25 protein-coding genes are annotated in these 25,818 nt (G+C 44.7%); 13 read left to right on the top strand and 12 right to left on the bottom strand.

Annotated features, from left to right (window positions below):
• Window positions 1–410 precede the first annotated feature (410 nt).
• From ACN5NT_RS14180 to ACN5NT_RS14155, 6 genes are all read left to right on the top strand, one after another.
• On the top strand, window positions 411–893 hold the full coding sequence (locus ACN5NT_RS14180; RefSeq protein WP_419175843.1) for a hypothetical protein: 483 nt from the start codon (window positions 411–413) through the stop codon (window positions 891–893).
• 183 nt (window positions 894–1,076) lie between these two features.
• Window positions 1,077–1,577 (top strand): hypothetical protein, encoded by a 501-nt coding sequence (locus ACN5NT_RS14175; RefSeq protein WP_419175842.1) that lies wholly within the window; start codon window positions 1,077–1,079, stop codon window positions 1,575–1,577.
• Window positions 1,578–1,675: 98 nt separating this feature from the next.
• Window positions 1,676–2,371, top strand: coding sequence for a hypothetical protein (locus tag ACN5NT_RS14170; protein WP_419175841.1), 696 nt, complete (start codon window positions 1,676–1,678; stop codon window positions 2,369–2,371).
• A gap of 71 nt (window positions 2,372–2,442) precedes the next feature.
• A complete protein-coding gene (locus ACN5NT_RS14165; RefSeq protein ID WP_419175840.1) occupies window positions 2,443–3,570 on the top strand; it encodes an AAA family ATPase in 1,128 nt (375 codons plus the stop codon).
• A 13-nt stretch (window positions 3,571–3,583) separates the two neighbouring features.
• Window positions 3,584–4,195 carry an HNH endonuclease gene (locus ACN5NT_RS14160; protein ID WP_419175839.1) on the top strand — a complete coding sequence of 204 codons (612 nt, stop codon included), beginning with the start codon at window positions 3,584–3,586 and terminating at the stop codon, window positions 4,193–4,195.
• 134 nt (window positions 4,196–4,329) lie between these two features.
• Window positions 4,330–4,710 (top strand): hypothetical protein, encoded by a 381-nt coding sequence (locus tag ACN5NT_RS14155; RefSeq protein ID WP_419175838.1) that lies wholly within the window; start codon window positions 4,330–4,332, stop codon window positions 4,708–4,710.
• 473 nt (window positions 4,711–5,183) lie between these two features.
• On the opposite strand, the gene ACN5NT_RS14150 is transcribed toward ACN5NT_RS14155, so the two are convergent.
• The 5 genes from ACN5NT_RS14150 to ACN5NT_RS14130 all read right to left on the bottom strand — a co-directional run bounded on the left by ACN5NT_RS14150 (window position 5,184) and on the right by ACN5NT_RS14130 (window position 11,954).
• A complete protein-coding gene (locus ACN5NT_RS14150; protein WP_419175837.1) occupies window positions 5,184–6,464 on the bottom strand; it encodes a TRAP transporter large permease in 1,281 nt (426 codons plus the stop codon).
• A gap of 2 nt (window positions 6,465–6,466) precedes the next feature.
• Complete coding sequence (locus ACN5NT_RS14145; protein WP_419175836.1) at window positions 6,467–6,982, bottom strand: TRAP transporter small permease; 516 nt, start codon at window positions 6,980–6,982, stop codon at window positions 6,467–6,469.
• A 125-nt stretch (window positions 6,983–7,107) separates the two neighbouring features.
• Window positions 7,108–8,151, bottom strand: a complete 1,044-nt coding sequence (locus tag ACN5NT_RS14140; protein ID WP_419175835.1) for a TRAP transporter substrate-binding protein — start codon at window positions 8,149–8,151, stop codon at window positions 7,108–7,110.
• A 75-nt stretch (window positions 8,152–8,226) separates the two neighbouring features.
• Window positions 8,227–10,470 (bottom strand): ethanolamine ammonia-lyase subunit EutB, encoded by a 2,244-nt coding sequence (gene eutB, locus ACN5NT_RS14135; protein WP_419175834.1) that lies wholly within the window; start codon window positions 10,468–10,470, stop codon window positions 8,227–8,229.
• Window positions 10,470–11,954 (bottom strand): ethanolamine ammonia-lyase reactivating factor EutA, encoded by a 1,485-nt coding sequence (locus ACN5NT_RS14130; protein ID WP_419175833.1) that lies wholly within the window; start codon window positions 11,952–11,954, stop codon window positions 10,470–10,472. Before ACN5NT_RS14130 ends, eutB begins: the two co-directional genes overlap by 1 nt.
• Window positions 11,955–12,455: 501 nt before the next feature.
• Between ACN5NT_RS14130 and ACN5NT_RS14125 the strand changes: the two genes are divergently transcribed.
• Entirely contained in the window at window positions 12,456–13,100 is a 645-nt protein-coding gene (locus ACN5NT_RS14125) for a GntR family transcriptional regulator (protein ID WP_419175832.1), read from the top strand.
• A gap of 166 nt (window positions 13,101–13,266) precedes the next feature.
• Here ACN5NT_RS14125 and ACN5NT_RS14120 read toward each other — a convergent pair whose 3' ends face one another.
• The 5 genes from ACN5NT_RS14120 to ACN5NT_RS14100 all read right to left on the bottom strand — a co-directional run bounded on the left by ACN5NT_RS14120 (window position 13,267) and on the right by ACN5NT_RS14100 (window position 18,751).
• Complete coding sequence (locus ACN5NT_RS14120; protein ID WP_419175831.1) at window positions 13,267–15,003, bottom strand: cache domain-containing protein; 1,737 nt, start codon at window positions 15,001–15,003, stop codon at window positions 13,267–13,269.
• A gap of 331 nt (window positions 15,004–15,334) precedes the next feature.
• Entirely contained in the window at window positions 15,335–16,216 is an 882-nt protein-coding gene (glxR, locus tag ACN5NT_RS14115) for a 2-hydroxy-3-oxopropionate reductase (RefSeq protein ID WP_419175830.1), read from the bottom strand.
• Window positions 16,217–16,289: 73 nt separating this feature from the next.
• Entirely contained in the window at window positions 16,290–17,066 is a 777-nt protein-coding gene (gene hyi / locus ACN5NT_RS14110) for a hydroxypyruvate isomerase (RefSeq protein WP_419175829.1), read from the bottom strand.
• A 344-nt stretch (window positions 17,067–17,410) separates the two neighbouring features.
• Window positions 17,411–18,052 (bottom strand): GntR family transcriptional regulator, encoded by a 642-nt coding sequence (locus ACN5NT_RS14105; protein WP_136798998.1) that lies wholly within the window; start codon window positions 18,050–18,052, stop codon window positions 17,411–17,413.
• Between the two features lie 243 nt (window positions 18,053–18,295).
• Window positions 18,296–18,751: an Lrp/AsnC family transcriptional regulator gene (locus tag ACN5NT_RS14100; RefSeq protein ID WP_136798997.1), complete on the bottom strand. Its 456-nt coding sequence runs from the start codon at window positions 18,749–18,751 to the stop codon at window positions 18,296–18,298.
• Between the two features lie 150 nt (window positions 18,752–18,901).
• On the opposite strand from ACN5NT_RS14100, the gene ACN5NT_RS14095 reads away from it, so the two are divergent.
• Entirely contained in the window at window positions 18,902–19,156 is a 255-nt protein-coding gene (locus ACN5NT_RS14095) for a hypothetical protein (protein WP_136798996.1), read from the top strand.
• 192 nt (window positions 19,157–19,348) lie between these two features.
• On the opposite strand, the gene ACN5NT_RS14090 is transcribed toward ACN5NT_RS14095, so the two are convergent.
• Window positions 19,349–19,705, bottom strand: coding sequence for a winged helix-turn-helix transcriptional regulator (locus ACN5NT_RS14090; protein ID WP_136798995.1), 357 nt, complete (start codon window positions 19,703–19,705; stop codon window positions 19,349–19,351).
• 174 nt (window positions 19,706–19,879) lie between these two features.
• Between ACN5NT_RS14090 and ACN5NT_RS14085 the strand changes: the two genes are divergently transcribed.
• Together ACN5NT_RS14085 and ACN5NT_RS14080 are read left to right on the top strand one after the other, a co-directional pair.
• Window positions 19,880–20,377: a lactoylglutathione lyase family protein gene (locus ACN5NT_RS14085; protein WP_136798994.1), complete on the top strand. Its 498-nt coding sequence runs from the start codon at window positions 19,880–19,882 to the stop codon at window positions 20,375–20,377.
• Window positions 20,378–20,866: 489 nt separating this feature from the next.
• Window positions 20,867–21,253 (top strand): response regulator, encoded by a 387-nt coding sequence (locus tag ACN5NT_RS14080; RefSeq protein WP_167495859.1) that lies wholly within the window; start codon window positions 20,867–20,869, stop codon window positions 21,251–21,253.
• Between the two features lie 68 nt (window positions 21,254–21,321).
• Here the strand turns inward: ACN5NT_RS14080 and ACN5NT_RS14075 are convergent, their stop codons facing one another.
• On the bottom strand, window positions 21,322–22,407 hold the full coding sequence (locus ACN5NT_RS14075; RefSeq protein WP_136798992.1) for an MASE3 domain-containing protein: 1,086 nt from the start codon (window positions 22,405–22,407) through the stop codon (window positions 21,322–21,324).
• Between the two features lie 658 nt (window positions 22,408–23,065).
• Between ACN5NT_RS14075 and ACN5NT_RS14070 the strand changes: the two genes are divergently transcribed.
• From ACN5NT_RS14070 to ACN5NT_RS14060, 3 genes are all read left to right on the top strand, one after another.
• Window positions 23,066–23,386 carry a toxin gene (locus ACN5NT_RS14070; RefSeq protein WP_217907687.1) on the top strand — a complete coding sequence of 107 codons (321 nt, stop codon included), beginning with the start codon at window positions 23,066–23,068 and terminating at the stop codon, window positions 23,384–23,386.
• 621 nt (window positions 23,387–24,007) lie between these two features.
• Window positions 24,008–24,442, top strand: a complete 435-nt coding sequence (locus ACN5NT_RS14065) for a MarR family winged helix-turn-helix transcriptional regulator (RefSeq protein ID WP_136798990.1) — start codon at window positions 24,008–24,010, stop codon at window positions 24,440–24,442.
• Window positions 24,443–24,572: 130 nt separating this feature from the next.
• Window positions 24,573–25,148 (top strand): flavin reductase family protein, encoded by a 576-nt coding sequence (locus ACN5NT_RS14060; protein WP_419175828.1) that lies wholly within the window; start codon window positions 24,573–24,575, stop codon window positions 25,146–25,148.
• Window positions 25,149–25,818: the final 670 nt, after the last annotated feature.

The raw sequence follows: 25,818 nt of genomic DNA, 5'->3' as shown, positions 1-25,818 counted from the left end.
TGGAGGGTCGGATGAAAAAGTTTGTTTTGCCAGTGTGTAAAGGTTGTAATAGTAAGCTGTTACCTAGACGGTTCTCTGGAGGTAATGATGTTTTGTGTTCATCTTGCAGGAAAAAGAAATTCATTAGTGCCATAAAACGACTCAATAAAAAGAAACATGTAACAATCGGTAGTAACATAATTCCGCTTAACGAAGAGCCTTTTCATAATATCGATATGAGCTTTTTGGAGTTATAACAACATTGAAGGTGTCGTATCGTTGACAGAAAAAACTGTTATAATTTGATGCTTGCCTATTGTGTAAAATACCCATACTTAGTACCTAACCAGTCGTTAAACACCGCTCGTGCCTCGCTTGGACTCGCTGAGGCTCGCCAGTTAACTAAACGTTAACTTAAAAAAAGGAATTCTATGAAGAACTTGTTTTTTTGTATGATTTTAAGTTTGATCATTGTCTGTAACGTAAATGCCACAGAAAACACGGATTCAGATTCAAAATCAAATCTATTTGGAACGTGGATTTGTGAATATAAATTTGGAGACAGTGGGTCACAGTTGAAATTTGCAAGCGAAGACACCTATGTTCGAAATGGGACAACCTATAGCATTGGTAGTTTTGGCCTGAAAATAACGGAAGATGTACCTGAAATTACATACTCATTGTCAGCAAGTGGTACTTGGGAAATTGTTGATGGGTATTTAATTACAACGTCTTCAGAGATAAAATTGGTCAATTTAACTAACCCAGAAATAGATGATATTTTACCGCTGAAAGAGATGTTTCCACAAAATGTTAGTGAGTCGGCAAAAATTCTTGAAATCAATGAGTCACAAATGGCATTGAAAAGTGAAACAGATGGTCAAATATATCTATGTACCAAAAAGAAAATTTAAACGTGATTCTATAGTCACTTTAGAAATGGTTGGCTGATTCATGGTTTTTGTTTGCCAACCATTTTAGGAGAACATTGTCATCTACAATATAAAAAAAGTTAACAAACTAATAAACACGGACTCGCAAACAGCGCGCGAGCCGATTATCGTAACGTTATGCCCTCATATAAATAGGAGATATAAATGACGAATACTTTACTAAGAGCCATGTTAGCTCTTTTATTGACAAATCTTGTAGCATGTTCTGGAACAATGAATATTACCCCACCAGAATACAGGCAAGTCAAGAATAGCTATTCTTATGAAGCCTCATACGATCAGGCGTGGCTTTTGGCTGTTGATTGGTTTGCTGAAAACAATATTACCATTGATAAAATTGAGAAAACATCCGGTCTTATTAGCGCCAAATATAATATTCGTCTCCACCCCAATGCGCTTGATTGCGGTGAAATCAAAGCATCCACACTAGCAACTCTGCAGCACTATGAAGAGACAGCAAATGTAAATGTCACGGTGAGATCTGTAGGTGATAACAGGACTAAAATTAGCGTTAATATTGCAGGTGGTTACGAGGGGATGGGGCATGATAATGGCTGGGGTAAAAAACTACCCTTCTCAGGGTTTTGTGTATCAACCGGAGTATTTGAGCAGTCCGTTGCAAATTTCATATCGACAAGGCTATAGGTATAACAAGGCGCTCAAAATGGACACAAAAGCTTATCAGTTTTTCGGTCCATTTAGCTTAGCGTTATGTCCATAAAATATTACCCTACTCCATAACTATGAAGAAAGAACTTAAATCTTTTAGCACTGGAACCTTAAAGGGCTTAATATCTCAAATCCCTTTTGCTGGTTCACTTGTGAGCGGGTGGGATCATTACGAAAGAGAAAGCTATGAACGTAATATAGAGATTGTCCTCATTTTACTTGCAGAAAGAGTCGAAAATCTAGAAGTATTCTTTAATAACGAGATTTTCAAAACCGAAGAAGGTAAGAAAATAGCAAGAAAAATCTTTTACTTAGGGACACAAATTGAGTTTGAAGATAAACAGAAATTGTTCGTCAATGCTTTGGTCAATTGTGCAGAAGAGCAAGGTGATAGTTTCGATATAGAGAAAAGCAAATTTATAGATATCCTTAAAAATTTATCATACTCATCATTGCTTATTTTAGCAGAAATACATCCACTTTTTATTCACGCAGTTAGAAGAGAAGATAAAGAATCTGATCCATTAGTTGCCTTTCCTTTAGTTGATGAAGAGCAAATTATCGAGAAGATATCTGAAAAATTTCATCCATACATTATTAGCTCTTCCTTAAAAGAAATGGAAGGGCAAGGTTTGTTCAGTAAAATAGGTGCATGGCAAAAGCAATCTGACGGTAAATATTATAAAATAGGTGGGTTTGCTAATGAACTTGCATATACAGATTTTGCTGCTAAATTTGTCGAGTTTATAACAATAAAATCCGATACATAACAAAATGTTAGAGAGGGACGCGCAAAATGCGCGCGCCCCTCAACTCTACGTTAAGGCCTAAACACAAATCAATGTACAATATACCTCCTGAATTAGAAGAAGATAACCTTGATAAATATGATGTTAATATCATAATAGGTGAAAATGCTAGTGGTAAGAGTGTACTTCTAAATAACATATCCCATTCCGCAACAAAAAAAAGGCAGAGAGTCATTGCTATTGCTACATCCGTTCACGACAAATTCAATAACCGAAGTAAGTATTTTCATTTTTCTGGGGGAAGGCAAGGAAGAAATAGAGTTAGTAAAATTATAAAAAGGACACTGATTCGAAAGGAAAACGAAAAAACAGATAGAGTAGAATCACTGATGAGAGTCCTTGAATACGTGAAATACGACACTCGTGTTGGAGTAAAGGTTCAAGGTTATAATCCTGAGAATATTGAATGTATAAAAAGGGATGAGTCCATCAATGAGAAAGAAAAATATGATGTCATTTCGTTACTTGAGAAATACCACGATGTTTTTATAGAAAGTAACATTGTTTCAATGGAACTAAGAACATTTACTCAAGGTAGTATCTATGGATCTGCTTTATCCTCAATGCTAAAGCATGAAAACGTAATGCGTAAGCATAAGGTGCTAAAATATTTGTCTTTATATTTGTCAAAAGAAAATACAGAAATCCCAATTCAAGAGGCCAGTTCTGGAGAACTGATGATCATATCAACTTTAATGTTCATTGCTTCGAACATAGTAGACGGAGCTGTAATATTAATTGATGAACCAGAAAATAGCTTACACCCACGGTGGCAAAGAGAATATATAAAAAACATACTTGATCTTTTCTATTATCAACGACCTAAGATAATTATCGCAACCCACTCTTCTTTGATAATCCCTCTTAAAAAAGATTTAACAAATCTGTTTATTATAAAAAGACATCAATTACACCAAAGAAGCAGTAGAACCAACAATAATGAGGAGCTACTTTTAGAAGATTTTGGGGTGCTCACTCCTGAAAATAGGTACTTGTCTGATAATATTATTGAACTGCTAAACAGTTATGACTCTGGTGATCTTTCATATGACTCTATAGTATCAAAAATAAGTTCATATCAAGATAATATTTATGATGAGACACAAGAAGAATTTTTAAAAAATGTTTTAAAGATAGTCGATGAAATTAAATCTAAATAAGTGACATATTGAAATGCCTTACAAAGTAACCTTTAGCATTGCAGAAATTACAGAAATGAGGGCAGCAAGAAAAAAGGGTCATAAATCTTGGGATAATAATTCTAAGCTGAAATCCGTAAAGAAGAAGATTAAGGATTTTTGTTTAACTAAAAATGATGATCGATGTTGTTATTGTGGGAGAAATCTACACGGTGAATTTAGTTTAGTCATTGATATCGAGCATATCTTACCAAAATCCTTGTTCCTAAAGCATATGTTTACAATCAAAAACCTTAGTGCCTCATGTAAGCGTTGCAACATGCTTTTGAAAAAAAATAAGGTAGACTTCTTGATAAAGACTTCACCTATACCCAAAAGATTATTCAGATCAAAGTATTATCAATTCATACACCCAAATCTCGACAATTACGATTCTCATTTGGAACTACTTTCAGTTCAAAGTGGACGTAAAAGGCTGATAAAGTATAGCGTTGTAAATGACAGTAAGAAGGGATCTTATACTTATGACTATTTTAAACTTAAAGTACTAGAGCTGAATTCTTTTGACACAGCACAAGGCGGAAAAAAACGAGCAGAAATTGCGAATCCTTTGATTGCAAAGAAGTATGAAAAAATAAAGCCTTAACAAGGCGTTCAAGAGGGACGGCAAGAGGCTGTGGTGTTTGCCAAACCCAAAGTTTAGTCAAAACATATAAATACTAAATCAGTTTCGGGGTAAATCGCTTGCCGCCCCTTAACTAAACGTTATATGAAAAATAAATGAAAAACATCAAAACCACCATTGAAGATCATATAGTTACAAACACAGTATCTAGCGATACTACTTTGCCTGAGATATCAGAGTATATTTCTATGAATTCTAAGGCATGGGCAAACAAATATGTGATTTGGATTCTAAATGATTTCAATTTTGATCATATAAATTCTGACACAATACGCTCTTTTATTCATATAACGAAAGAAGCGTCAAAAAACAGAAAAGGGCTAAAGACCGCTATGGTTGCAAAGTCAGATATAAATTTTAGAATGACCCGAATGCTTTCAATGTTAGCCTTTGAGAAATATGCATTCCCTATTGAGGCATTTAGAGATCCTTCAACCGCTAAAGAATGGTTTGGTGAAAATAATAAAAACATATAACCAGTCGTTTGACCCACTCGCTATGCTCGCGCTGACTACATTAAATAGCCGGTGTTGAGAGGTGAAACTGAACCAAGAAAATAATTACTTTCCCCAAGTAATCGGTGCCAACGTCTGTAGCAGGTTATTCTAACGTTAGCTGACTGAAAATAATGATAAAAATACCACCATACAAGGCGGCTATTTTATTTGGGGCTATTGGCATGCCTATTTTTATTTATGTGTTAAATATTATTCTGATTACCCCTCATCCTCAGCAAACTTTAAAATAGGCTGAGGCATGCTAGATTCAAGTAATAAGTGCAACACTTTTACTTGAATCTAGCTTCCGAACATGAGCAAGGCAGATGGTTGATGCACCAGAGAAGCAAGCTTTCCTCCAGACAAAGACCTCACCCGCAATATTGGCACCTAATATAGAGTACAAAGTAAACCCTTAAGCAATTGACTGTAACCACGTTGGATCAAAACCATTACTTCAATAAAGAAGGAATAAATAAAGATATGCTGGGAATATATGTTACCAGCAACACCACAATAACATTCGCTATGAGAAAAGGCAGGATTGCCCGGCTTATCTTTTCCATTGGTGACTCTGATATTATCGAGGCAGCGAACAGACAGCAGCCAACGGGCGGTGTGGCAAGACCGGTAATGAGATTAACGCTCATGAATAAACCGGCATGCAGTGGGTCAATGTTGAGGATGTTAAAGAGAGGCAGCAAGACAGGCGTCACAATCATGATGGCTGGAATGCTGTCCATGAACATCCCGAGCCCAAACAGCATCAGGTTGATCATCAACAGGATCTGCCATTTCGATAATGAACTATCCATCAGCCATTCTGCAAACATCTGAGGGGCCTGCTCGTTGGACAACGCCCAGCCAAAAAGAGCAGCAGCAGCGATAATTATCGAAACGCTGCCAGTCTCAACCGCGGACTCTTTGATTACCGTCAGCAGCCGTCTCACGCTCAGAGTCCGGTACACAAACATGGCGATGATACCGGCATAAAAGGCAGCCACGACCGCCGCCTCGGTGGGACTGACGATTCCGAGAAGGATCCCGCCGAGAATTATCACCGGCAGCAGGATAGCCAGAGAGGCGTCCCGAACAATTATCCACGCCTCACGAGGAGAAATCGTTTCCTCCCTTCTGGGGAGGTCATTCTTGATGGCATGAATTTTCACCACCGCCATCTGTGAGATCCCGACCAGCAACCCGGGAATAGCGCCGGCAAGAAACATATCCCGAATGGAGACCTGGGCAATGGAGCCGTATATGATAAACATGAGGCTCGGGGGAATGATAGGACCCATGGTTGATGAGGCAGCGGTAACTGCGGCACTGAAGCTTCTCGAGTACCCCTTTTTCACCATTGAGGGAATAAGGATAGAACCAATTGCTGTGGTATCTGAAATGGCTGTGCCGGTGATACCGCCAAAGAACATGCTGACCACAATATTTGTATACGCCAGGCTGCCTTTCACTCTCCCGACGATAAGGTCAGCCACCCGGATCAAGCGGTCGCTGATTCCCGCCTCGGACATGATTCGACCTGCGAGGATGAAGAAAGGGATGGCCAGCAGGATAAACGAATCGAATGAACGCAGAAGACGAACCACCACAATATTGAGCGGCAGTTCAGCGCCGAAATAGTAGACCAGAGTTGAAGCGAGCAAAGCAAAGGGGATCGGTACCCGTATTGCCATGAGAACAAAAAAACAGATTACCATCAGTGCAATGTACAACATGCTCAACCCTCTTTCCTATCTTTCAAGTCAACTAATCGCTGGAATATGAATATCACCATAACCACAGCACACAACGGTACAGCGAGGTACACAACACCCACTGGAAAACCAGTAATAATAGGCGAGTGCACCTGCCACATATTTACAACGTGCTTGGCCCCCATCACCGTCAGGACAGAGCAGAGAAACAGCATCACACCATTATGGACAAGGTCAAAACCAAGCTGCATCTTTCGGGGTACCCGCTGGTAAATCACATCAATCTGGGCATGGCTACCCTCCATGTAGGAGACAGCGGCCCCCAGCAGAACAATATGGATGTAGGCATACCGTGTTATGGTGTTGGACCAGGCTACGGGTTGGTCGAAGAAGAACCGAAGGATAATACTTGCCCCTAGCACCAGCCCCATTCCAACCAGCAGAACTGAAATGTATGTACAGGTAACGACCTTCGTCACTCGAACAGTCTGGGCCATTACCCCTGCAGTTGTATGAGGTTTTACCTCGATATCTTCCATTTCACTCTCTTTCCTTTGCAACTTTTTCCAGCAAACTCCAAAAGGTTCACCGATGAGCAATTCATACCGGCCCTGCCCAAGCCAAAATTCCTGAGAGGGCCAGTATGCTTGCCACATGATATCAACTATTTTACTTGGTAGGCTTTTGGCATTCTCGCATCAGGATCAAGAAACTGGATCTGATCGTACCAGGCTTTCCAGTGCGGATTATTCGCAAACCACTTTTCGTAAACTTTCTCAGAAGCCGCTTTAAACGGGGCAGTATCCGGATATGTCACGGTACCGCCTGCAGCTTGTACCTTTTCGATGGCCTCCTGCTCCCGAGCGTATTGCCATGCATCGGTGAGCTCAATCGCATCATTGGCTACGGAGCGTACCAGCTCCTGCTGTTCTCCAGAGAGCTTGGCCCAGGTCTTTGGAGAGATGAAGACGACTTTCTGCGTCCACATCTGACGGAGGATTGCATAATTACTTACCACCTCACTCATCTTGAAGATGTTGTTACAATACACGCCGAGGTCGTCTGCCTCTACCAGGCCGGTCTGCAGGGAAGTGTAGAGTTCACCCCAGTCTGTGGGGGTAACGGTAAACCCGAACTCGCTGTAGATATCAACAAAGAGAGGATTCTGCATACAACGCAGTTTTGTTCCCTTCGCATCCTGGATGCTGTTGATCGGCTTGGTGCTGGCAATGGCAAAACCGTTACAGTCGGAATAGATCCCGAGAGCAATCAACCCCGTTGCCTTTTCAAGCTCAGCGAGTATCTCTTTGATAACCCCTGACTGCCTGGCCACTTTATAATGGGCGGGACTTTTGAACAGGTAGGGCAGCTGCAGAAATTGAATATCTTTATAAAATCCAGCAAGGTGTCCGGCTGAGTTGGTATCAACATCGACAGTTCCGGATTTGACGAATTCCATCGCCTCTTCTTCGCTGGTGGTCAGGGTTCCAGGATAAATAGCGACTTTTATCCCACCGTCGGTTCGCTCTTCCAGCAGCTGCTTGAAGGTCTCGGCTAGTAACTGATCAGCATCATAGACGTTGTTCTGATGAGAAAATTTCATTTTTACGGAACCGGCTTCCACGCCAGCTGGGCCAGTCAGCGCGAACATCGACAGGGCCACCAGAGTGCACATGGCCTTCTTGAAATGTTTGACAGGGTACATCATGGTCTTTCCTCCTTTGGGGGATTGATGCGTTGATTGATTGCTACGGCGTCAGCTGCAGCAGCGTTGTATATGCTTTCAAAGGTGTTCGTTAACTCCCTCCAGCCGTGCGAGAATATCTTCCAGTCTATTCCCTGCGGCTTGATGTTCGAGTATTTCCATCGCTTTTTCCGCGACGACACTTCCCGCCTCAACCGCAGGAAGCCCTCCAGCATAGATATTGGTGATAAGCGTGTACTCGTATACGATACTGGCGTTGCCGCTGTAGCGTATGGCTTCCGGCAGCGACGAACTGTCGGCAAGCCTGATAGCCAGATAGGCTGAAAGGCTCCTTGATGACAGGGCATCCCCACCTGGGCGTTCCCCGACCAGCAGAATCAGCAACTGCGGCTTCAGGGCGTCCCCCAATGCCTCGACCAGTTTTACCCGACCATACGGAACGAGTATTGGCTGCCCCATGGTAAAATCCCGACTGGCCAGACCATCCTGGAGCACAGGCAGCAAATCTGAGACATTATGGTGAACCGCCTCTGCGCTGAGTCCGTCTGTTACGACAATCTGCACGTCCCGGTGCTCTGGGGTAAGCGTTGCAGCAGATTCAGGGCTGAGCCGTGAGCCAAGCTCAGGGTTTTTCAGATGATCGGCCTTGCCCACAGCCACAGTGGATAAGGTTCGAAAGTTGAATGACGCCAATTCGTCAAATCTCAGGTCGCTGTGCACAGCCTCTCGTCCTACGGCCTGGTTAGCCCGCAGAACCCGCTGCACCGCATTGGCGGGACGAGGACCTGCGTTGTCGAAACCGGGGGCGTTGGGAAGGGATTCCCGCAATCGCTGAAACTCCGCGTCTGAGGAAATGAACAGCCTGGGATTGCCCCAGTTCGGCCCCCTCGTCACCCTGCCGTCAGGAGTCTGCTCGAAGATCCCCCGGCCAACCGCCCATCGGAGAAATTCTGGGGCAGGATTCCGATTGTAAATCTCCCGCATGGTCTGGTCGTCATGGCCACTGTTCACAAAATGGGCCAGCATGCGGTCGGCCCCCAAGTAAACATCCATAAAGAAGTTCGCACCTGCGGCTGTCGCCAGCTGAACGGCCATCTGCTGCCCTTCCAGATGTGACTGGGAGTGCAGGGTATAGCTTGGGCTTATCCCCATGGGCAGTCCAAGGATTTTACCCATAAAATGATCCTGCAGGGTAGATACCATCAACTCGAAATCGTTCAGATGAGTTTCCGGGCCAATAAAGCCTGTAGCATTATTGACCATGAAAGGGTCGTAGCGACGGCAGAGTCCATAACAGAGAGCTTCGCAGGTCGTCATGTCGATACCGTCATGCTTCCGGTAGGTCATCTCACTCCCCTGTCCGGTCTCGAAGTACATGAACTGATCTGCTCTACCCGCAAGAGGACCACGCTCCGCCATAATCGCGTACGCCCGATCCATAAACTCTACCGTGACATCAAACTCCTCGGTAAGTGTTCTCTCCGTTCCCGCAAAGCTCTGGAAGAGGATTTCCACGGGCGCTCCCTGGTCGAGAGCCGCCAGCTGAGTTTTAACATGCCCCAGAACACAGATCTGAGACGGCGCTTCGGTTTCTCGCCGAAGTTTATCCAGGTGGTGGAGAATTCTGCTCACGTTGTCCACCGAGCCCTCAGAGGGATTCACCCCGATCAGACAGTCTCCCATGCCTAAACTGAGATCTGTATAGACCAAGAGAGAAATTGCATCGAGATCATCCTTGGGGTGATTCGGCTGAAGCCTGAATGAGAGACAGCCCGGCAGACCAATAAGCGTTCGTGCCCTGGTGGGCTTGGCAATTTTCCTGGGGATGAAGACAAGCTCGTGCACGTCCATTATTTTGGCTAAAGCAGACGCCATAACAGGCGTTAATGCCTTACCCAGCCGCTCAACCTCCGCGCCGCCCGAAGCAAGGAGGTGATCTTTCAGTTGGCCCAAGGTCATGGTCGCGATCGTGCGAAACACCTCAAGGTCGATCTCGTATCCGGCACGCATGACACTATCGACCCGTCCGCTGCCATCGGTCAGGGGCGTGTCGTAAATATGTTGCAGGGATAGACCTGAAAGAATTGAGCGTGCCGCCTCCCTTTCCATTTCATCTTTGGCTGCAAGCCCTGCGGTGCGGTCACCCGCCTTGCTGATGTCCGCAGCCCCGAGCAGTTTCTTCAAGCCTGTGAAGCTGAACTGCCGATCGAGGAGGGAGGTTGCATACACCTCATCAGGGCCCGGAGCAGGCACGAATATATTTTCTAACGGTTTAATAATTTTCATAAAACGTTTATCAACTTTATTTTTTTTAGAGTGCATCACTGCACCCCGTAAAACGACACCGGCACAATGTTATTACGGTTACGGCCAATATTGACGAAGTGCGCATTCCTGTCAGGGATCTCATCGATCACCACGATATTGGCAGAAAGCCGTCGCCAGCCAGTGGCGTAATTCCCCAGCGATTTGCCGCAATTGTTAGGGACAAGCACGATGAGCGGAGTATCGGGCGTGATCCCTTCAGCCACGACGCCAGAATACAGACTCTGACCCAAGGCCTTTACCCGTTCCATTTTTTCAACTGACGGCCCCTTGATAACTCCTTCAGATTGATCATCTTCAGCAGCAGCGGTAACCTGTATCGCCCCCCCACGCTCGCTTTTAGCTATCATCCTGATAAGCTGACGAACTTTTTCATCCCCGGCATCCATTGACATCCGCCCCACGATGGGCACATCCTGCAGGGGCAATATCTCTTTTCGTGGAAGGAACAGGGTGGCTCCTGAGACCTCGGTGCTATGTATGGCAAGTCCATAGACTGTAGCCCTGCCCATGTTTTCAGGTACAAGCTTGGAGACACCCGCAGAAAGGATCGGCGAGGACATGATGGAGCGAGCCAGATCTATACCCAGATCCCCGAAATGGGTGGTATCGGGAAGAGGCTGGCCAAGTGCATGCCTGTAAATAAGTTCACCGACTCCGCCGGAAAAAGTAATTACAGGTTGTCTCGACAACTCTTCCGTAGGCAGAGGGATCTGAGTGTGTAATCGGGCGGCATGGCTTTCCAGTAATTTATCTGGGCCTCGGACAATTGCCTCCAGCATCATCCGATAGAACTCAAGAATCGCGTCTCGCTCAGGTATCTTCAGATCGTCTCCAACCTTTCTGGAAATTCCAAGGTGATCCAGGAGCACGCAACCGTAAGTGGAGATCGAGGTAAGGCGATATGTTCCAGGCTCAAACTGAAAGTGACGGGCTCCGATGAAGTAGCAGCCAGCAGCCAGCACATTCCCATTTACACCAAGAGCCGGATTGGTAGTGCCACCTCCGATATCAAGATTGATTATGGCACGCTCGCTGTGACAGCGGGAAAGAGTTGAACAGCTGCCCATAAAGGCGAGCCAGGACTCCAGGCAAGGATCCGAAGCCGTTGCGATTATAGCTTCTCCCACTCGCTCTTTAACCAGTTCAGCGATCCGGCCTGCATTTGCTTTTTCAGTGGCCAGACCGGTGATAATTGCCCCGCCTGAGAACAGTTCCTCTATTCTTATACCACTTGCTTGCAACCAGCGGTCGAGATAGCCCCGCAGTGCTATTTCATCGATCCTGTCATTTTCAAAAGGTGTGAACACGGGTTCAGAGCGGTATATGATATCGGGATGACCGAAAGCCATTCGGCCAGTAACTGAATTACGGCCAACACGAGCATGAGCCACCATCGCGCTACTTGTTGTTGAGCCGAAATCCAGCCCAACCATCGTGACTACGCCGTTTTTGTGAAATTCCTTCTCTCTGCTAGACATATTCTTCTCTGCAAAACCACGCTGATTTCATGGGTGTTTTAAGGCAATGGACTTTGTATCCTGACTACTGATATACTAGCTGATATACCAGCAGTCAAGATACAAAAACCTTCCATATTTGTAATTCGCCAATTTGGCTGATTACATTTTTGTCCCTTATGGGTTACAATCACTTAGAAATAAAAGGGAAAGAAATGGAGTGGTTGCAGGGAAAATTCGCAAATCCGTTGTAATAAAAAATCAATGGGCCAATTCTTAATGACATATCTCCTCGCATTGATACACAGTTAGGTTCAGGAGTTCTATTTGAACACAATTCTGTGAGTAAAATGAGTTGGTTTTCATTTTTAATTCGTTGGATTATATTCTTGTCGGATTAATTGAGGACTCCATGAGGAATTCTCCAGACCACATCCATTTACAATGGCCTTACCTTCTTTTCCTGAAGTCAGTTTTCGGATGAGACTGCTGAGATCGAAATAGCAACAGAGCAGGGAACACATGACCTCGACCAAGCAAAAAACATATGAAGGGCTTAAATATCAAATTATTACTCAACAACTCGCCCCCGGCGAATTGTTGAAAGATAAAGATATTATGGAACGGTATGGAATTGGGCGAACACCGTTGCGCGAGGTTTTTTTAGAACTCCAGAACGAGGGTCTCATAAAGCGCATTCCACGGTCAGGAACCTGGGTTGCCCCGATGGACTTCAAATTCCTCAAACAAATAACTGAAATACGGATTGGTCTCGAAGGAATCGCCGGGGAACTGGCAGCAGAGAGGATTACAGAAGAGCAACTCCATGCGCTTGCCGGGATCCTTGCAAAGGTGGCAGCACTGGAAATCGAAAATGGAGTAGACGGTGAAGCCTTACTGAAGCATGAATCTGATTTTCACAATGTGATTTATTCCTCCACAGGGAACCCACAGTTGGAAAAATTACTGCGCAACTACCAGAGTGTCGGTGCCAGATTCTGGCATTACCTAGTTTTCAGCAAGGAACAGATGTTCGATCAATTCAAAAGCCAGCGCCTACTCCTTGATGCACTCGAAAAACGCGACAAAAAGACAAGCAGGAGAATTGCCGAAGAACATATTCGCAGCTACATGGGGATTATTGAAGAGCGAATCGACCTCCGATAAGATGATCAAAAAAGTTCCAATAACCTGTATTGGTTAAATAAAATCTGTAAAATTTAGAGCGAATCAATAAAACTGACAGGCAATTGAAACAGCCGAATTCGATCCACCCTGCCCCTCTCTCTTTGCCAATCAAGGGCACCCATGTTGATGGGTAAGCCAACAGATTCTAGAGAAATATCTGGCACCAATCTTCTGTGCAGAACTCTATCTTCTTTTCCTGAATCAGGTGCAGGCAGGCGTCAACGCTTGGCGCGTGATAACGAATGCCCCGTCCATCCCTGATTTCATCTAACGCCTTAGTGATTCCCAGTGATGGACGATACGGCCGATGGGAAGACATTGCTTCGACCACATCGGCAACAGCCAGAATTTTTGCTTCAAGCAAAATATCTTTATCCATCAACCCTTGGGGGTAGCCTGTTCCGTCCAGATGCTCGTGATGCTGATAGACAATATCCGCTATAGGCCATGGAAAATGAATCGGTTTCAGTATTTCATACCCCACCTCTGGGTGGCACTCGATAATCGCCCGTTCTTTCTTGCTAAGTTCTGTTGGTTTAGCCAGATATTCGGAAGGCAAGGTAATTTTGCCGATATCATGCAGCAAAGCGGCGATGTGGAGCCCTTCAATCTCATCTTCAGAAAGATCAAGTTGTTTTGCAATAGCACATGCTAAACGGTCTACCCGCAGCTGGTGGCCAGCGGTATAAGGATCCCTTTTTTCCGCTGTTGACGCAAGAGACGCTACGGTTTCCTCAAGGCTGGCACGCAGGTCGTCACGGCTTTTCTTCAATGCTTCCATGGCAACTTTCCGATCCGTTATATCTCTGGCAATCCCCCGAAAACCTAGCAGAACCTGCTCTTCGTTTACAACAGGCACTGCATTGTTTTCCAACACCACTACCTGCCCGTCTTTGCCAAGACAAGTGCACTCAAAGCCGCTGAACGGCTTTTTAGCCCTCAACAACTCTTCATATTGTGGCGACAACGCCTCGGATGAACGGGGGGATGCAAGATCCATCAGGTCTTTGTTGATAGTTTCTTCGGGTGCGTAACCGAGCACATCTTTTACTCGCGGGCTTGAATAAATATACCTGCCACTTCTGTCGGTTTCCCAGATCCAGTCACTGGTCGTCTCCAGCAGGTTTCGAAATCTTTCAGTACTCTGCGCCAATGATTCGAGCAGCTGTTCCCGCTCTATTGCAATATTTTCCCTCTCCCGGTCTGCCAAAATTGACTGACGAATCGAATAGGCGGCCAATAATGAGACAATGAACAGGATGCCTGCAGATATGACCTTGAGTTTGATGCGTATGGCGGCCATTTCCGCGTGGACATCATCTAAATACATGCCGGTGCCGATAATCCATCCCCACGGCTTGAACCCCATGACATAGGATGACTTAGGGGATATCTTGAGCGGATCATCTTTCCACTGCCACAGATAGTCTATGTATCCCGAGCCTTTTTTATTAACAAGATCGACAAATTTTCTGAAAGGGAATACGCCGTTCGGGTCTTCGAAATCGGAAATGTCTTTTCCCTCCAAATCCGGCCTGTACGGATGCATAACCATCCTGGGATACGTGTCATTAATCCAGAAGTAGTCCTTCTTATCAATGCCATATCGTAATTTTCTGATACGTGAAATGGCTCTGTTCTGCGCATCTTCCCTCGTCAGCTCGCCCGACTGTTCACGTTCAGAATATGACTCCAGCAGACTCCAGACCGTTTCCGTCAGTTCCCTGATTGTCTCTTGCTTCCTGCTAATGAAACTTTTTTCCAGCTCGGGAAGAATAATAAAGAATATGGCTATGATGAAGAGCAGAATGGTGAAGAACGATGGTAAAGCGATACGGAAAGAGATGCTGTTAACCAGCTTTCGGAGAGCTCTGTCAGGCATGGCGCTGAAACTCGTTAAGATTCAACATTAACCTGGAAAATACAGTTTTCCAGGAGACTCAATGAAATCCTCATATGTAATCCTGCGATCAGCTCACAATCGATATTACTATAAACATATTTGAAATTGCGGGAACAGTAAAGATTCAGGATTGATATGACACGTTACCGGCTCGGCCAAACTGAATATTTTCGTATTCTGTTAACGTCTCAGCGGGCCTCTTTCTTTATTTTAATGATACCGCATGATGCGAACAACCTCCCCATCCCCAAAGAGGGTAATGGGGGGTCGCAACATTCTCCTTCTTCAGGATAACAGGCAGGGCTATTTGTCAGGCAACCTCATGGGATGCCATAAGTTCAAGAGCACGTACCATAGCGGAGTGATCCCAACCCTCTCCTCCGTTTGCTGTACATGCGTTGAACAGTTCCTGCGCCGTTGCAGTGTTCGGCAGGCTCAGCTTCATGGCCCGGGCATTGGAAAGCGCCAGGTTCAGATCTTTCTGATGCAGCTCAATACGAAAACCCGGCTCAAAGGTGCGGTTGATCATGCGTTCGCCATGCACCTCCAGAATTTTTGAAGATGCAAAACCACCCATCAACGCTTCGCGCACACGAGCAGGGTCAGCCCCAGCTTTGGAAGCGAACAGCAGGGCCTCTGCCACCGCCTCGATGTTCAGGGCAACAATGATCTGGTTGGCGACTTTGCAGGTTTGACCATCACCATTTGCGCCAACGTGGGTAATGTTTTTACCCATAAGTTCAAAGATCGGCTTTGCTGCTTCAAAGGCGCCCTCAGACCCGCCGACCATGATTGTCAATGTCGCTGCTTTGGCACCGACCTCTCCGCCTGATACTGGTGCATCGAGATATTCGCAGCCAAGCGCATTGAGCTGTTTGGCGAATATTTTGGTTTCGATCGGTGATATCGAACTCATATCAATAACTGCTTTGCCTGGGCTCAATCCTTCGGCGACTCCATTTTCACCAAACAAGACCTCTGCCACATGGGGAGTATCCGGAACCATTGTTATGACAGCATCTGCCTGTTCTGCCACTTCCTTTGCGGTTGTGCAGGCAACTGCTCCCTTATCTATCAACCCCTGTGGAACACCACTTCGGCTGCATCCATACAATTGGCAACCACCAGCCAGAATATTTGCAGCCATTGGGGCGCCCATTATTCCTAATCCGACAAATCCGATCTTGCGCATTTTTTCTCCATTGAATTCTTACAAGTGTTGATTCTTACAAATTGCGGATCTGAGTTCTGGGGCTAAGCCCGCATTACAGGTATGGTTCAAGCCAGCCCAACCCTTCTACTGTGGTAGTGGCCGGAATGTATTCGCAACCGATCCAGCCCTGGTAGCCGATTTGGTCGATAAAATCGAAGAGAAATGGATAATTGATCTCACCTGTGCCCGGTTCGTGACGGCCGGGATTATCAGCCAGCTGGATATGCCCTATACTGCCCAGATTCTTCTCCAGAGTGGGCGCGAGATTCCCCTCCATGACCTGCATATGGTAGATATCGTATTGCAGTTTGATGTTGTTTGATCCGGTGGCTGCTATCACATCAAGACACTGCTGTGTTCTACAGAGGAAGAAGCCCGGAATATCCCTGGTATTGACCGGCTCTAAAAAGAGGCCGATATTATTTTTTGCCAGTTCCCCTGCCGCGAAAGTGGCATTTTCGATCAGGGTGCTCGTCAAAACATCGTTGCTGACATCATCCGGCGCTATTCCAACCAGCATGTTGACGTTCTTATTTCCCAAAGCTTTGGCATATTCAATGGCTGTACCGACACCGTCCTGGAACTCACCTATTCGATCAGGGAATATGGCTATGCCACGCTCACCTTTTGCCCAGTCTCCTGCAGGCAGATTGTGCAACACCTGTTCAAGATTATTTTTTTGCAGCAACTCGACCAGTTGCTCCGCTTCAAAATCGTAGGGGAAAAGATATTCCACACCTTTGAAGCCAGCTTTGGCGGCTGCTTCGAAACGATCCGGAAATTCAACCTCCTGAAACATCATTGACAAATTCGCATTAAATCTCGGCATAACACTCCTCACACATTCAATTACATTGTCGATCTACACCAGCACCAGATACGAAAATCTGGCCTTTTATCCCATCCCTTTATGTACTTTTCAGCAGATTCAGGGAATGTGGCAATCAGCATGAACAAGTTCACTCACCTCCTGTCGCGCTCTTCTCCGGTCTGAAAAGGCGTCACATTTTTAACATTTTATAATTTATAAATTATTCATATCGACAACTATCAGTGGCTGCGCGTTGCATAGCACAATCAATCAGTAGTGATTTATTGTTATTCAGGGGAATATCTAGAGCTTATCCACGATTGCCCTTTTGGAAGAATTCCCCTCAATTTTTCACCAAACCACTAGGTGCTTTTAAGCAAAGTGTGGCGCATCGTTTGAATGTTGCCTTCGATTGCCTTTTGGGCCGCAGTGACATTTCTGTTGTTGATAGCCTCAGCAATTTGCCGGTGTTCAGAGAGGGTGATGCTGTTCTTCTCTTCCGGATTATGCTTCTTCTCCTCTTTCCTGATCAACTGGAAGAAGGCCGAAAATTCATCGAGTAAGTTTACCAGACGACTATTTCCAGACAATCGTGCTATCAGCATATGAAACTCGCCATCAAGCTCGTTACACGCAGTGTAATCTTTTCGCTCAAGCTCTTTTTCAAACGCTCGTAGTGAGTCATTTATCGCTGCGAGGTTCTCATCTGTCAGCAGTTCGATACATTTTTTAACAGCGAGTTTCTCCAGAGACAGTCTGATCTCAATATGTTCTTCAATCTGCTCAGGGTCCGGATCGATAAGATACAGACCTCGCTGTGGCTTTTTGATGATTATCCCGTCTGCAACAAGGCGGTTTATTGCTTCCCTGACCGGAGTGCGACTTATCGAGATCTGTTCGGCCAGGACATCTTCGCGTATCCGGCTGCCGAGTTCATATTCCCCCTGCAATATTTTTGCTCGGATTTCCGAATAGGCCGCATCGTTCAAGCTCTTGAATTCCATATATGAATCTTTTCCTTTTTCTTCAGCTATGCTGGCATAATATGTTCGTCTGCGTCCACATTCAGATCTACATGACTCTACTTTGTATAATTTATAAATTATACATTTTGCAAGCAGATAATTAAAATTTTTCAGAACTCTGCCGAAGAGAAACCTTATCAGCTCACTTCAACAACACGAACGGGGTAGAGCAAACTTAACGCGGCAAACCATTTCCGCAGACTATCCATAATCGTTACAGCCTCATTCAAGTGGCAAAGCCGTTTTATATCTCACCTGCTTGAGAGCAATGCTGGAACGCATATTGGCAACGTTCGGTATCGTGGCGAGTTTTTCGGTGATAAACGTCTGCAGTGATGGCAAGTCCCGGGCTACTACTCTCAACAGGTAATCTGATGAACCTGTCATCAGATAGCACTCCATTATCTCAGGATACTGGGCAATCTTTTTTTCAAATACCTCAATATAACTCAACACCTGCTTGTCGAGCCGAATCTCGATAAACACAGTTACCCCCCATCCCATCTTCTCCTGATCGAGCAGCGCCGTGTAGCCGCTGATGACTCCCTGATTCTCAAGTTCACGAACCCTTCTCAGGCATGGTGCAGGTGATAGATGTATCGCCTCGGACAGAGCCACATTCGAGATCCTCGCGTCAGTTTGCAAACAATCAAGTATTTTCAGATCGTAGTTATCCATAATTGCGCCATATTAGAATTTTTGTCTTAATTGTTGCCAGATAATTACAAAACAAACAATTCTTAGCAATGTATTTTTCCACAACCCTGAGTACGATGATGTTCACTTACAAATATCTACATTCAACCTGCTGGTGAACAGAGTTTAGTCATGGAAAATATAAGAATTATTACTCGATCGTGGACTGAGAAATTTGAGGAGCCCTGTGCTGAAAATATGGAGGCAATCCAATACCAGGGTGGTCGCCTGGAAAGTACAGGCAAAAGTGACTCCAGACCTGTTCGACGTGATAAGCATGGCACAATCGATTACTCATATTACATGGCGAAAGCCAACACCATACGTAACGAATCGATTGTTGATTTTATCAGGATCATCAAAAGCACGCTCACGCGTCAAACATAGAAGTACAAGATAATCAGGCAAATCAACGAAAAAGCTCTGCATAGCGATCTTGCTTCCATGTTATGAACGCGTCTGGTCAGCTCCTGATACTCAGCGATGAATGAGACACCATTGATCCGGGTCTCATCAAACAACTTCATTCTTCCCCGTTCATCATTCAATTGGCCGGTTTCAGGCAGGTGAGTATGTCTTTCAGCTGGTAACTTCCGAGGTATGGTTCTCATCTGTCACCTTAAGCTTTTCAACTGCCCAGTGGTGCATCATGGAAAGGATGGGAAAAGCGCTTTTACCCAGATCAGTCAGCGCGTATTCCACCCTTGGAGGTACCTCGGGATACACCGTTCTGGTGAGCAGACCATCCCGCTCCAGCTCTTTTAATTGCTGGCTGAGCATCTTCTGGCTTACACCTGGCACAATTCGCTCCAGTTCCTTATAACGCTTATCACCTTCATGCAGATGCCAGAGCATGAGACATTTCCATTTGCCGCTGAGCATGTCCATGGCGACCTCCACAGGGCAATGGTAGTGTTTTCCGTTTCTTTCAATCATCTTCAATCCCAAAAAAAATTATCGCTCGCGCTACACTGTAGCTTCACAAAACCAACCTGTGGGTACGTATCACACCAATAAGTGCCTTCTTGTACCTGTCAATTTATTCCCTATACTATACCAGTAACTCTGGGATAGCCCAGTAATCAATGACACCCATTAAGGAGCACGTACATGACTTACCCAAGAACCTTTTCTCATATCGGTCTTTCAGTTACAAATCTTGAAAAAGCTGTTGAATTCTATACCAAAGTACTCGGCTGGTACGTCATTATGCCACCGACTGAAATCTTCGCAGACGATTCAGCCATCGGCGTAATGTGCAACGATGTCTTTGGCGAGGGCTGGGGAAGTTTCAAGATTGCCCACCTCTCCACGGGTGATAAAATAGGCGTTGAGATTTTTGAGTTCAAGAACGCGGAAAAACCGGAAAACAATTTTGAATACTGGAAGACCAGCGTCTTTCACTTCTGCGTGCAGGACCCGGATGTGGAAGGGCTCGCCAAAAAGATCGTCGAGCATGGCGGCAAGCAGCGAATGCCTGTACGGGAATACTATCCCGGCGAAAAACCATACCGCATGGTGTACTGCGAAGACCCGTTCGGCAACCTTATCGAGATCTACTCCCACAGCTATGAATTGACCTATTCTGCCGGAGCGTATCAGGATTAACACGTGCAAGGCCATCTTCTTCAGTGTCTTGACTGTACGCATAGGTTGAACTAATGCGTACAGTCAAAAGCTTCGAATATGGCACCGCAGGTATTCATCTGGAATTGAGAGGAAATGAACTGTAGAAAGCCAGATCAGTCCATCAGGTTCTTTAGATTGGTAGTGGGAATGTCCTACCAAAGACTTCTATTAACCTGGTTTGGCTCTCAACCAATGTACTTTTCAGCGAAGATGAAATAGCCTTAATCTTAGATTTGGCAAGGGCCTGGGTCCCTAACAAGATAGACCCTCTATAATAAAATATCACTAAACATAGATCTGAATGGATTTTCAACAGCAAAAATTGTTACCTCAAATGAGCTCCTTTCCTGATAACACCCATTTTATCATTGTTAACTAATCTCCTGAATGCTACTTTGCAATACAAGAGAGTCTCGTGATTATAATGCTTAATACACGCTATTAGTCTTTTCAATCAAGAGTTTCCGGGTGATAAAATTCTTGAAAAATCTGCCGACAATACTGATTGCTGATGACGATGCCATCTTTCTCGGCGTGGCAGCGTCCATGGTTAAAAATATGGGATATCCTGTCATCACTGCTCTTAATGGTGTTGCTGCAGTAGAATTATTTACCAGAAATAAACAAAGTATCGGTGTGGTCCTGCTCGACATCAATATGCCAGAAATGAACGGCATTGAAGCCTTTCAGTGTATCAGAACACTCTGCCAAAAGGTGAAGGTGGTAATCGTTTCTGGATGCTTGAACGATACGAAGCGTGAACAACTCTCTCCTCTTAGTCCCGCCGCCTTTATGGAAAAACCTATCAGCTTTGATGCTCTTTCAGATGTACTGAACTCCAATTCTCCAGGTTAACCGTCTGTGATGACTACCATCATGGGGAAGGGAGAAACAGGACAACTTGAGAAGCTGCAGATTTTTTCCTATTGTTCATAGAATTCAGGATAATTTTTTTCTGCACAATCCGGGCATAGACCATGGCTGAACTCAACATCGGCATGAACTGAGAGATAGGACTCTATATTATTCCAGTACCCCTTATCATCCCTGATGTTCTTGCAGAATGAGCAGATAGGAAGCAACCCCTGTAAAGTTTTTATCTCCTCCAGAGCATGAGTAAGATTGTTGATAAGGTGCTCCTTTTCCGCTTCGGTTTCCTTGCGGATCCGAATCTCTTCTTTCAAATCATTATTTGCTCGGTTCAGGTCAAGAAAAAACAAATTGAACGGCTCTTCGATGCCTGTCTTGATGAGTGCCAGATAGATCAGGATAAATGAGAAAATCTTGAAATAGTGACCAACCAGGTTCATCATTCCATAGTTGTCAATGTACAGTGTAAATGACAACTCTGAGCTGATGGTGAAAAGAATCGACGCCAGGAGAATGTAAAATATCTTCGGTGAGAATCTTGATCTGTTTTTCACCAGAAGATAGACCGATGTCACCAAAATGGCACAGATAACATATTCACTTATTATCTTGAACATTGTCTGTCCCTGCCCCTCAACAAAGCATTCGGGGAAGATCTTCCAGTAGAAAATACTGGCTATGCACAGAGCTGTCACAATCGTATAGACAATGAAAACAAGATTTACTCGAGGCATCCGGTTCAAGCGCATATAAGCGAAGGCAACAAGGAGTGTAATGGACTCTATGTACCTGGCCACAATCCAGAGTTGATTTGCGTAATAGTCGTAATCCGTGAACAGCGGCATACCTTTGTATGCCATGGTATGCAGCAGATCAACCAGGGCGATGAAGAAATACGCAATTCCAATAAACAACAGATATGGATTGTGAATATACTTTTTGGAGTTCCAGGCTATCACGAAGATAGAAGATGCAATGATAATACTGTAACCCTCTGCCAGAATATGAAAAACGAGATAATTAATTCTTATTGTGAAATAAAGACCTATCAGGGTGCCAAGAATAACTGTGTAATTCAGCAGTGTCTGTAGGGTATTGCCTATTCCCTCTCCTTCCCTTTCCTGCGAAATTTGCTGCATGATGTTACCTCGAATTACAACAGCTAAGATTATTGTCGCTTTAGGTTTATTTACAGATAGACTGATACGCTAAATTACCACAACATTTCAAAACTGCTGGTGCTGGAGTCATCGCTCTCCCCCGTCACCCCGCGTAGGATAAGGCATTTGTGATATGATAAGCAATGAACAAACGCCAGCGAGTTACTAAGATAGATTAATCATATCTTTACATTACAACATAGTGTCTCGTGGTTGGCACGCCATTTTTGACACTCTACGCATTTCAAATAATAGACTTTTGCATTTTGTCGAATAGTTGGTTCAAACGGCAGGAGGGGCGCTGTGTTAATTATTACATTTTATATCAATGCATTATGTGCATCTTTGTCGTATAAATGTTAGGCATCTCTGGAATATAGTTAAACGGTATCAGGCATCAACGGATCACGTGAACTACACTTACTGGTTCCATGATTCTGGACTTGACATCTATCTCTGCCAACATCGGCACACAAGATCTACAATGTTTTCAAGTAGATCTATTTGCCGTTATCTGGTAATAATTTTGTGTTAGTCGAATAACAACCAATATTTTAACATGCGGAAATTTTTAACATGCGGAAATGTTTTATCATGTACCTACGCTATGAATAACACAACTTTTGCATATCGGCCGATGCCACATTTTTCAAGGAAGCTTGACCAGGTTGAGGTTGTTGACCCATCTGGTCATGCTCGTATCAATAGGGTAATTGATCGATTGTTGTTTGACCCCGGTAATTCAGACGGTAAGATGAGAGGACTTTATAATGGCCGGCTCAAAAAGTATGTAGGACGGAAAGATTACCGCCTGATCTATTACTGGTGTCATCTGTGTCGTAAGGAAAATCAACGCCTAGAACAAAAATGCGATGGATGCGACGAGCTGCCGGACAACAGCGTTATATTTTTTGATCTTTACCATAAAAAGGATATGAAGAAGCTCAAGGAATTGTAGAATCGGGATCAGGAGACACAATTTCAAACACCTGCAGAAAAAAACCACGTCTTTGATTGACTCACCTCAAAGGTACTCTCGGATTATCTTCGGCTACGCACCTCAGGGATTGGAGTTTCTAGGGTGTCAGGCAGATTGGGAACTTGCACGACACAATCATGCAAGGCGAGATTGAAGATGGTCATCGACTATCTGCTGTGGTTGACAGACAGGACAACTGAAGATGATTCCTGAGTATACGTAACAAAAGCTGTTTTTTCGTTTTATTTTAACCAGATATGCACTGAATATTTCTTACTGCAGTCAAGATTAGGTATTTTTTGTATGGAAACGGCCAACCCATATCCTGAGAAAATGTGGCACGTCCCTCTGGTTAGCCTACCCCATACGCCTGCCACCTTACGCGTGATATCCTACCAGTTCTTATTGAACTTCTGGGACAATCAGAAGCTCATTCAACCTATACAAACCTGAAAATTGCAGGCTCTCAGTGAGAAATCGGAGTATTCTCCTAGCGTATGCCGCTTGTTGTTCCTGCCTCCCTGTTACCTTAAAATTATTTGTTGACTTATACTCTCTAAAAGAATATTTGTGTGTGCAACTAATAATTCAGGACCTGATATGAAACATAAAACAGAAAGCCCACTCGATTGTTGTCTCTTCTTCACCGCCAACTCACTGGCCAGGGTAATCACCCGCATGGGCGAAGAAGAGTTTGCAGCTATAGCAATGACCCCTTCCTACGCCTTCCTGCTGATGCTGGCCATGGAGAACCCCGGCATAGCCCAGAAGGAGCTGGCTGAGGCTATGAATATGGCCCCTTCCACGGTTTCCCGCTTTGTGGACGCACTGGATAAACGTGGACTTATCAGAAAGGAAGGACTGGGACGCAATACCTTTATCCACCCTACGGAAAAAGGTCTCGCGATTGAACCGCAGATCAAGGAGGTCTGGCATAATCTTTATAAACGCTACTCCGAACTACTCGGCCAGGAAAATGGAGATCAACTGACACGACTGACTCTTGAGGCCAGCCGCAAGCTGCAGAAAGGGTAGCTTAAAGCATGTTGGACGTTGGACGGATAACTAACGTATTTCTCTGTCGCTAATGGAAAAAATTTAAAGCAAAAGAATTCTTAGAACCAAATACTTGCATGCACAACTAATCTTTTTTAAGGAGAACGCCATGAACCGTGTAAACATTGATGCCAAAAACGGACTTTATCCTTCGCTCACCACTATTGTCGGCGCCGATGTCAAAGGCAAACCCAACTGGATAACCATCGCCCATGTGGGCATACTCAATCATGCCCATGGAGATGTCCCGCAATATCTTTCAATTGGCCTGCACAGCAACCACTACAGCAACATAGGCATTAATGAGCATAAGGAATTCAGCATTAATATCCCTTCGCAGAAAATGCTGGTGGCAACAGACTATGCGGGCCTCGTGACCGGTGAAAAGGTGGATAAAAGCGAGCTGTTTGAAGTAGCCCGGGGAGAGCTCGCCCATGCCCCGATGATAGCCGATTGTCCGCTCTCGATGGAGTTACGTTTGCATGATACCGTCGTGCTTGGACCCCATGAAATTTTCATTGGTGAACTGGTGAATACGTACATAGATGAAACCTGCCTCACCGGTAAAAAGCCTGACCTGAAAAAGATCGACCCTATTCTCTTTGATTTTATGGCGCATGAATACTGGTCTATCGGAGAACGTACCGGCAAGCCGTGGCGTGATGGGAAAGCGCTCAAAAAATAACTGCATTGGACGCTTGGATAACAACAGCAGGAATTGCAAAAAGTTAAAAAAACAGGAGTAGTCTCCAAACCAGAGGGAGTGACAAATTCACCCCTCTGGAAATCTTCTCCACAACTCACCCAGAGGAATATTTATGAGACAGCGGCATGTTCTGTTGGCCCGGATATTTCACGAGTTTACATCAGCCCTTAAAAAAGCCAGGGAATATACCACGGAACCCCGGAAGTAAACGGATAAGTGGATCTGGAACCTCACCTGAAAGGAGTAAACAACTGGAACTGGGATTTGGGAAGGTTAGAGGTCGGAAGGGAGAAGTGGGACGTGGGAAGGATAAGGTGTAAAATTTGAGATTTGATCTTGAGGGATTACAGACATGTTTGAATCCCGCCCTCCAGAACACCCCAAAGGTAGTGCTCCCCCTTGCTATTGATTGTATCGTAGTACCTGACATAGCACCTAACATCATTACAGATCAAGTCTTCGGCAAACTCGACTGCAGGCGAAAAGCAAGAAGCTCACTTTTATCGAAAGCTGTCAACATTTATGCTTATCACAAATTATTAGCTCACGATTACGACTACATTTCAAAATTTCCTGGAGACTTTCAGAAAAAATGCCACAATCGATTTTGAGATTGTTCCGGATCTGCTTCAAAGGAAGATGCCGCTTG

The sequence above is a fragment of the Desulfosediminicola sp. genome (genome assembly GCF_048381775.1).
GTDB classification, from domain to species: Bacteria; Desulfobacterota; Desulfobulbia; order Desulfobulbales; family Desulfocapsaceae; genus Desulfopila; species Desulfopila ganghwensis.
Note: the sequence above shows the minus strand (reverse complement) of the source record. Positions and strands in the feature narration are given on the sequence as shown.

Bases quoted from the DNA above. Each gene is read 5' to 3' on its own strand.
- ACN5NT_RS14180 (WP_419175843.1), top strand. From the start codon at position 411: ATGAAGAACTTGTTTTTTTGTATGATTTTAAGTTTGATCATTGTCTGT.
- ACN5NT_RS14175 (WP_419175842.1), top strand. From the start codon at position 1,077: ATGACGAATACTTTACTAAGAGCCATGTTAGCTCTTTTATTGACAAAT.
- ACN5NT_RS14170 (WP_419175841.1), top strand. From the start codon at position 1,676: ATGAAGAAAGAACTTAAATCTTTTAGCACTGGAACCTTAAAGGGCTTA.
- ACN5NT_RS14165 (WP_419175840.1), top strand. From the start codon at position 2,443: ATGTACAATATACCTCCTGAATTAGAAGAAGATAACCTTGATAAATAT.
- ACN5NT_RS14160 (WP_419175839.1), top strand. From the start codon at position 3,584: ATGCCTTACAAAGTAACCTTTAGCATTGCAGAAATTACAGAAATGAGG.
- ACN5NT_RS14155 (WP_419175838.1), top strand. From the start codon at position 4,330: ATGAAAAACATCAAAACCACCATTGAAGATCATATAGTTACAAACACA.
- ACN5NT_RS14150 (WP_419175837.1), bottom strand. From the start codon at position 6,464: ATGTTGTACATTGCACTGATGGTAATCTGTTTTTTTGTTCTCATGGCA.
- ACN5NT_RS14145 (WP_419175836.1), bottom strand. From the start codon at position 6,982: ATGGAAGATATCGAGGTAAAACCTCATACAACTGCAGGGGTAATGGCC.
- ACN5NT_RS14140 (WP_419175835.1), bottom strand. From the start codon at position 8,151: ATGATGTACCCTGTCAAACATTTCAAGAAGGCCATGTGCACTCTGGTG.
- eutB (WP_419175834.1), bottom strand. From the start codon at position 10,470: ATGCACTCTAAAAAAAATAAAGTTGATAAACGTTTTATGAAAATTATT.
- ACN5NT_RS14130 (WP_419175833.1), bottom strand. From the start codon at position 11,954: ATGTCTAGCAGAGAGAAGGAATTTCACAAAAACGGCGTAGTCACGATG.
- ACN5NT_RS14125 (WP_419175832.1), top strand. From the start codon at position 12,456: ATGACCTCGACCAAGCAAAAAACATATGAAGGGCTTAAATATCAAATT.
- ACN5NT_RS14120 (WP_419175831.1), bottom strand. From the start codon at position 15,003: ATGCCTGACAGAGCTCTCCGAAAGCTGGTTAACAGCATCTCTTTCCGT.
- glxR (WP_419175830.1), bottom strand. From the start codon at position 16,216: ATGCGCAAGATCGGATTTGTCGGATTAGGAATAATGGGCGCCCCAATG.
- hyi (WP_419175829.1), bottom strand. From the start codon at position 17,066: ATGCCGAGATTTAATGCGAATTTGTCAATGATGTTTCAGGAGGTTGAA.
- ACN5NT_RS14105 (WP_136798998.1), bottom strand. From the start codon at position 18,052: ATGGAATTCAAGAGCTTGAACGATGCGGCCTATTCGGAAATCCGAGCA.
- ACN5NT_RS14100 (WP_136798997.1), bottom strand. From the start codon at position 18,751: ATGGATAACTACGATCTGAAAATACTTGATTGTTTGCAAACTGACGCG.
- ACN5NT_RS14095 (WP_136798996.1), top strand. From the start codon at position 18,902: ATGGAAAATATAAGAATTATTACTCGATCGTGGACTGAGAAATTTGAG.
- ACN5NT_RS14090 (WP_136798995.1), bottom strand. From the start codon at position 19,705: ATGATTGAAAGAAACGGAAAACACTACCATTGCCCTGTGGAGGTCGCC.
- ACN5NT_RS14085 (WP_136798994.1), top strand. From the start codon at position 19,880: ATGACTTACCCAAGAACCTTTTCTCATATCGGTCTTTCAGTTACAAAT.
- ACN5NT_RS14075 (WP_136798992.1), bottom strand. From the start codon at position 22,407: ATGCAGCAAATTTCGCAGGAAAGGGAAGGAGAGGGAATAGGCAATACC.
- ACN5NT_RS14070 (WP_217907687.1), top strand. From the start codon at position 23,066: ATGCCACATTTTTCAAGGAAGCTTGACCAGGTTGAGGTTGTTGACCCA.
- ACN5NT_RS14065 (WP_136798990.1), top strand. From the start codon at position 24,008: ATGAAACATAAAACAGAAAGCCCACTCGATTGTTGTCTCTTCTTCACC.
- ACN5NT_RS14060 (WP_419175828.1), top strand. From the start codon at position 24,573: ATGAACCGTGTAAACATTGATGCCAAAAACGGACTTTATCCTTCGCTC.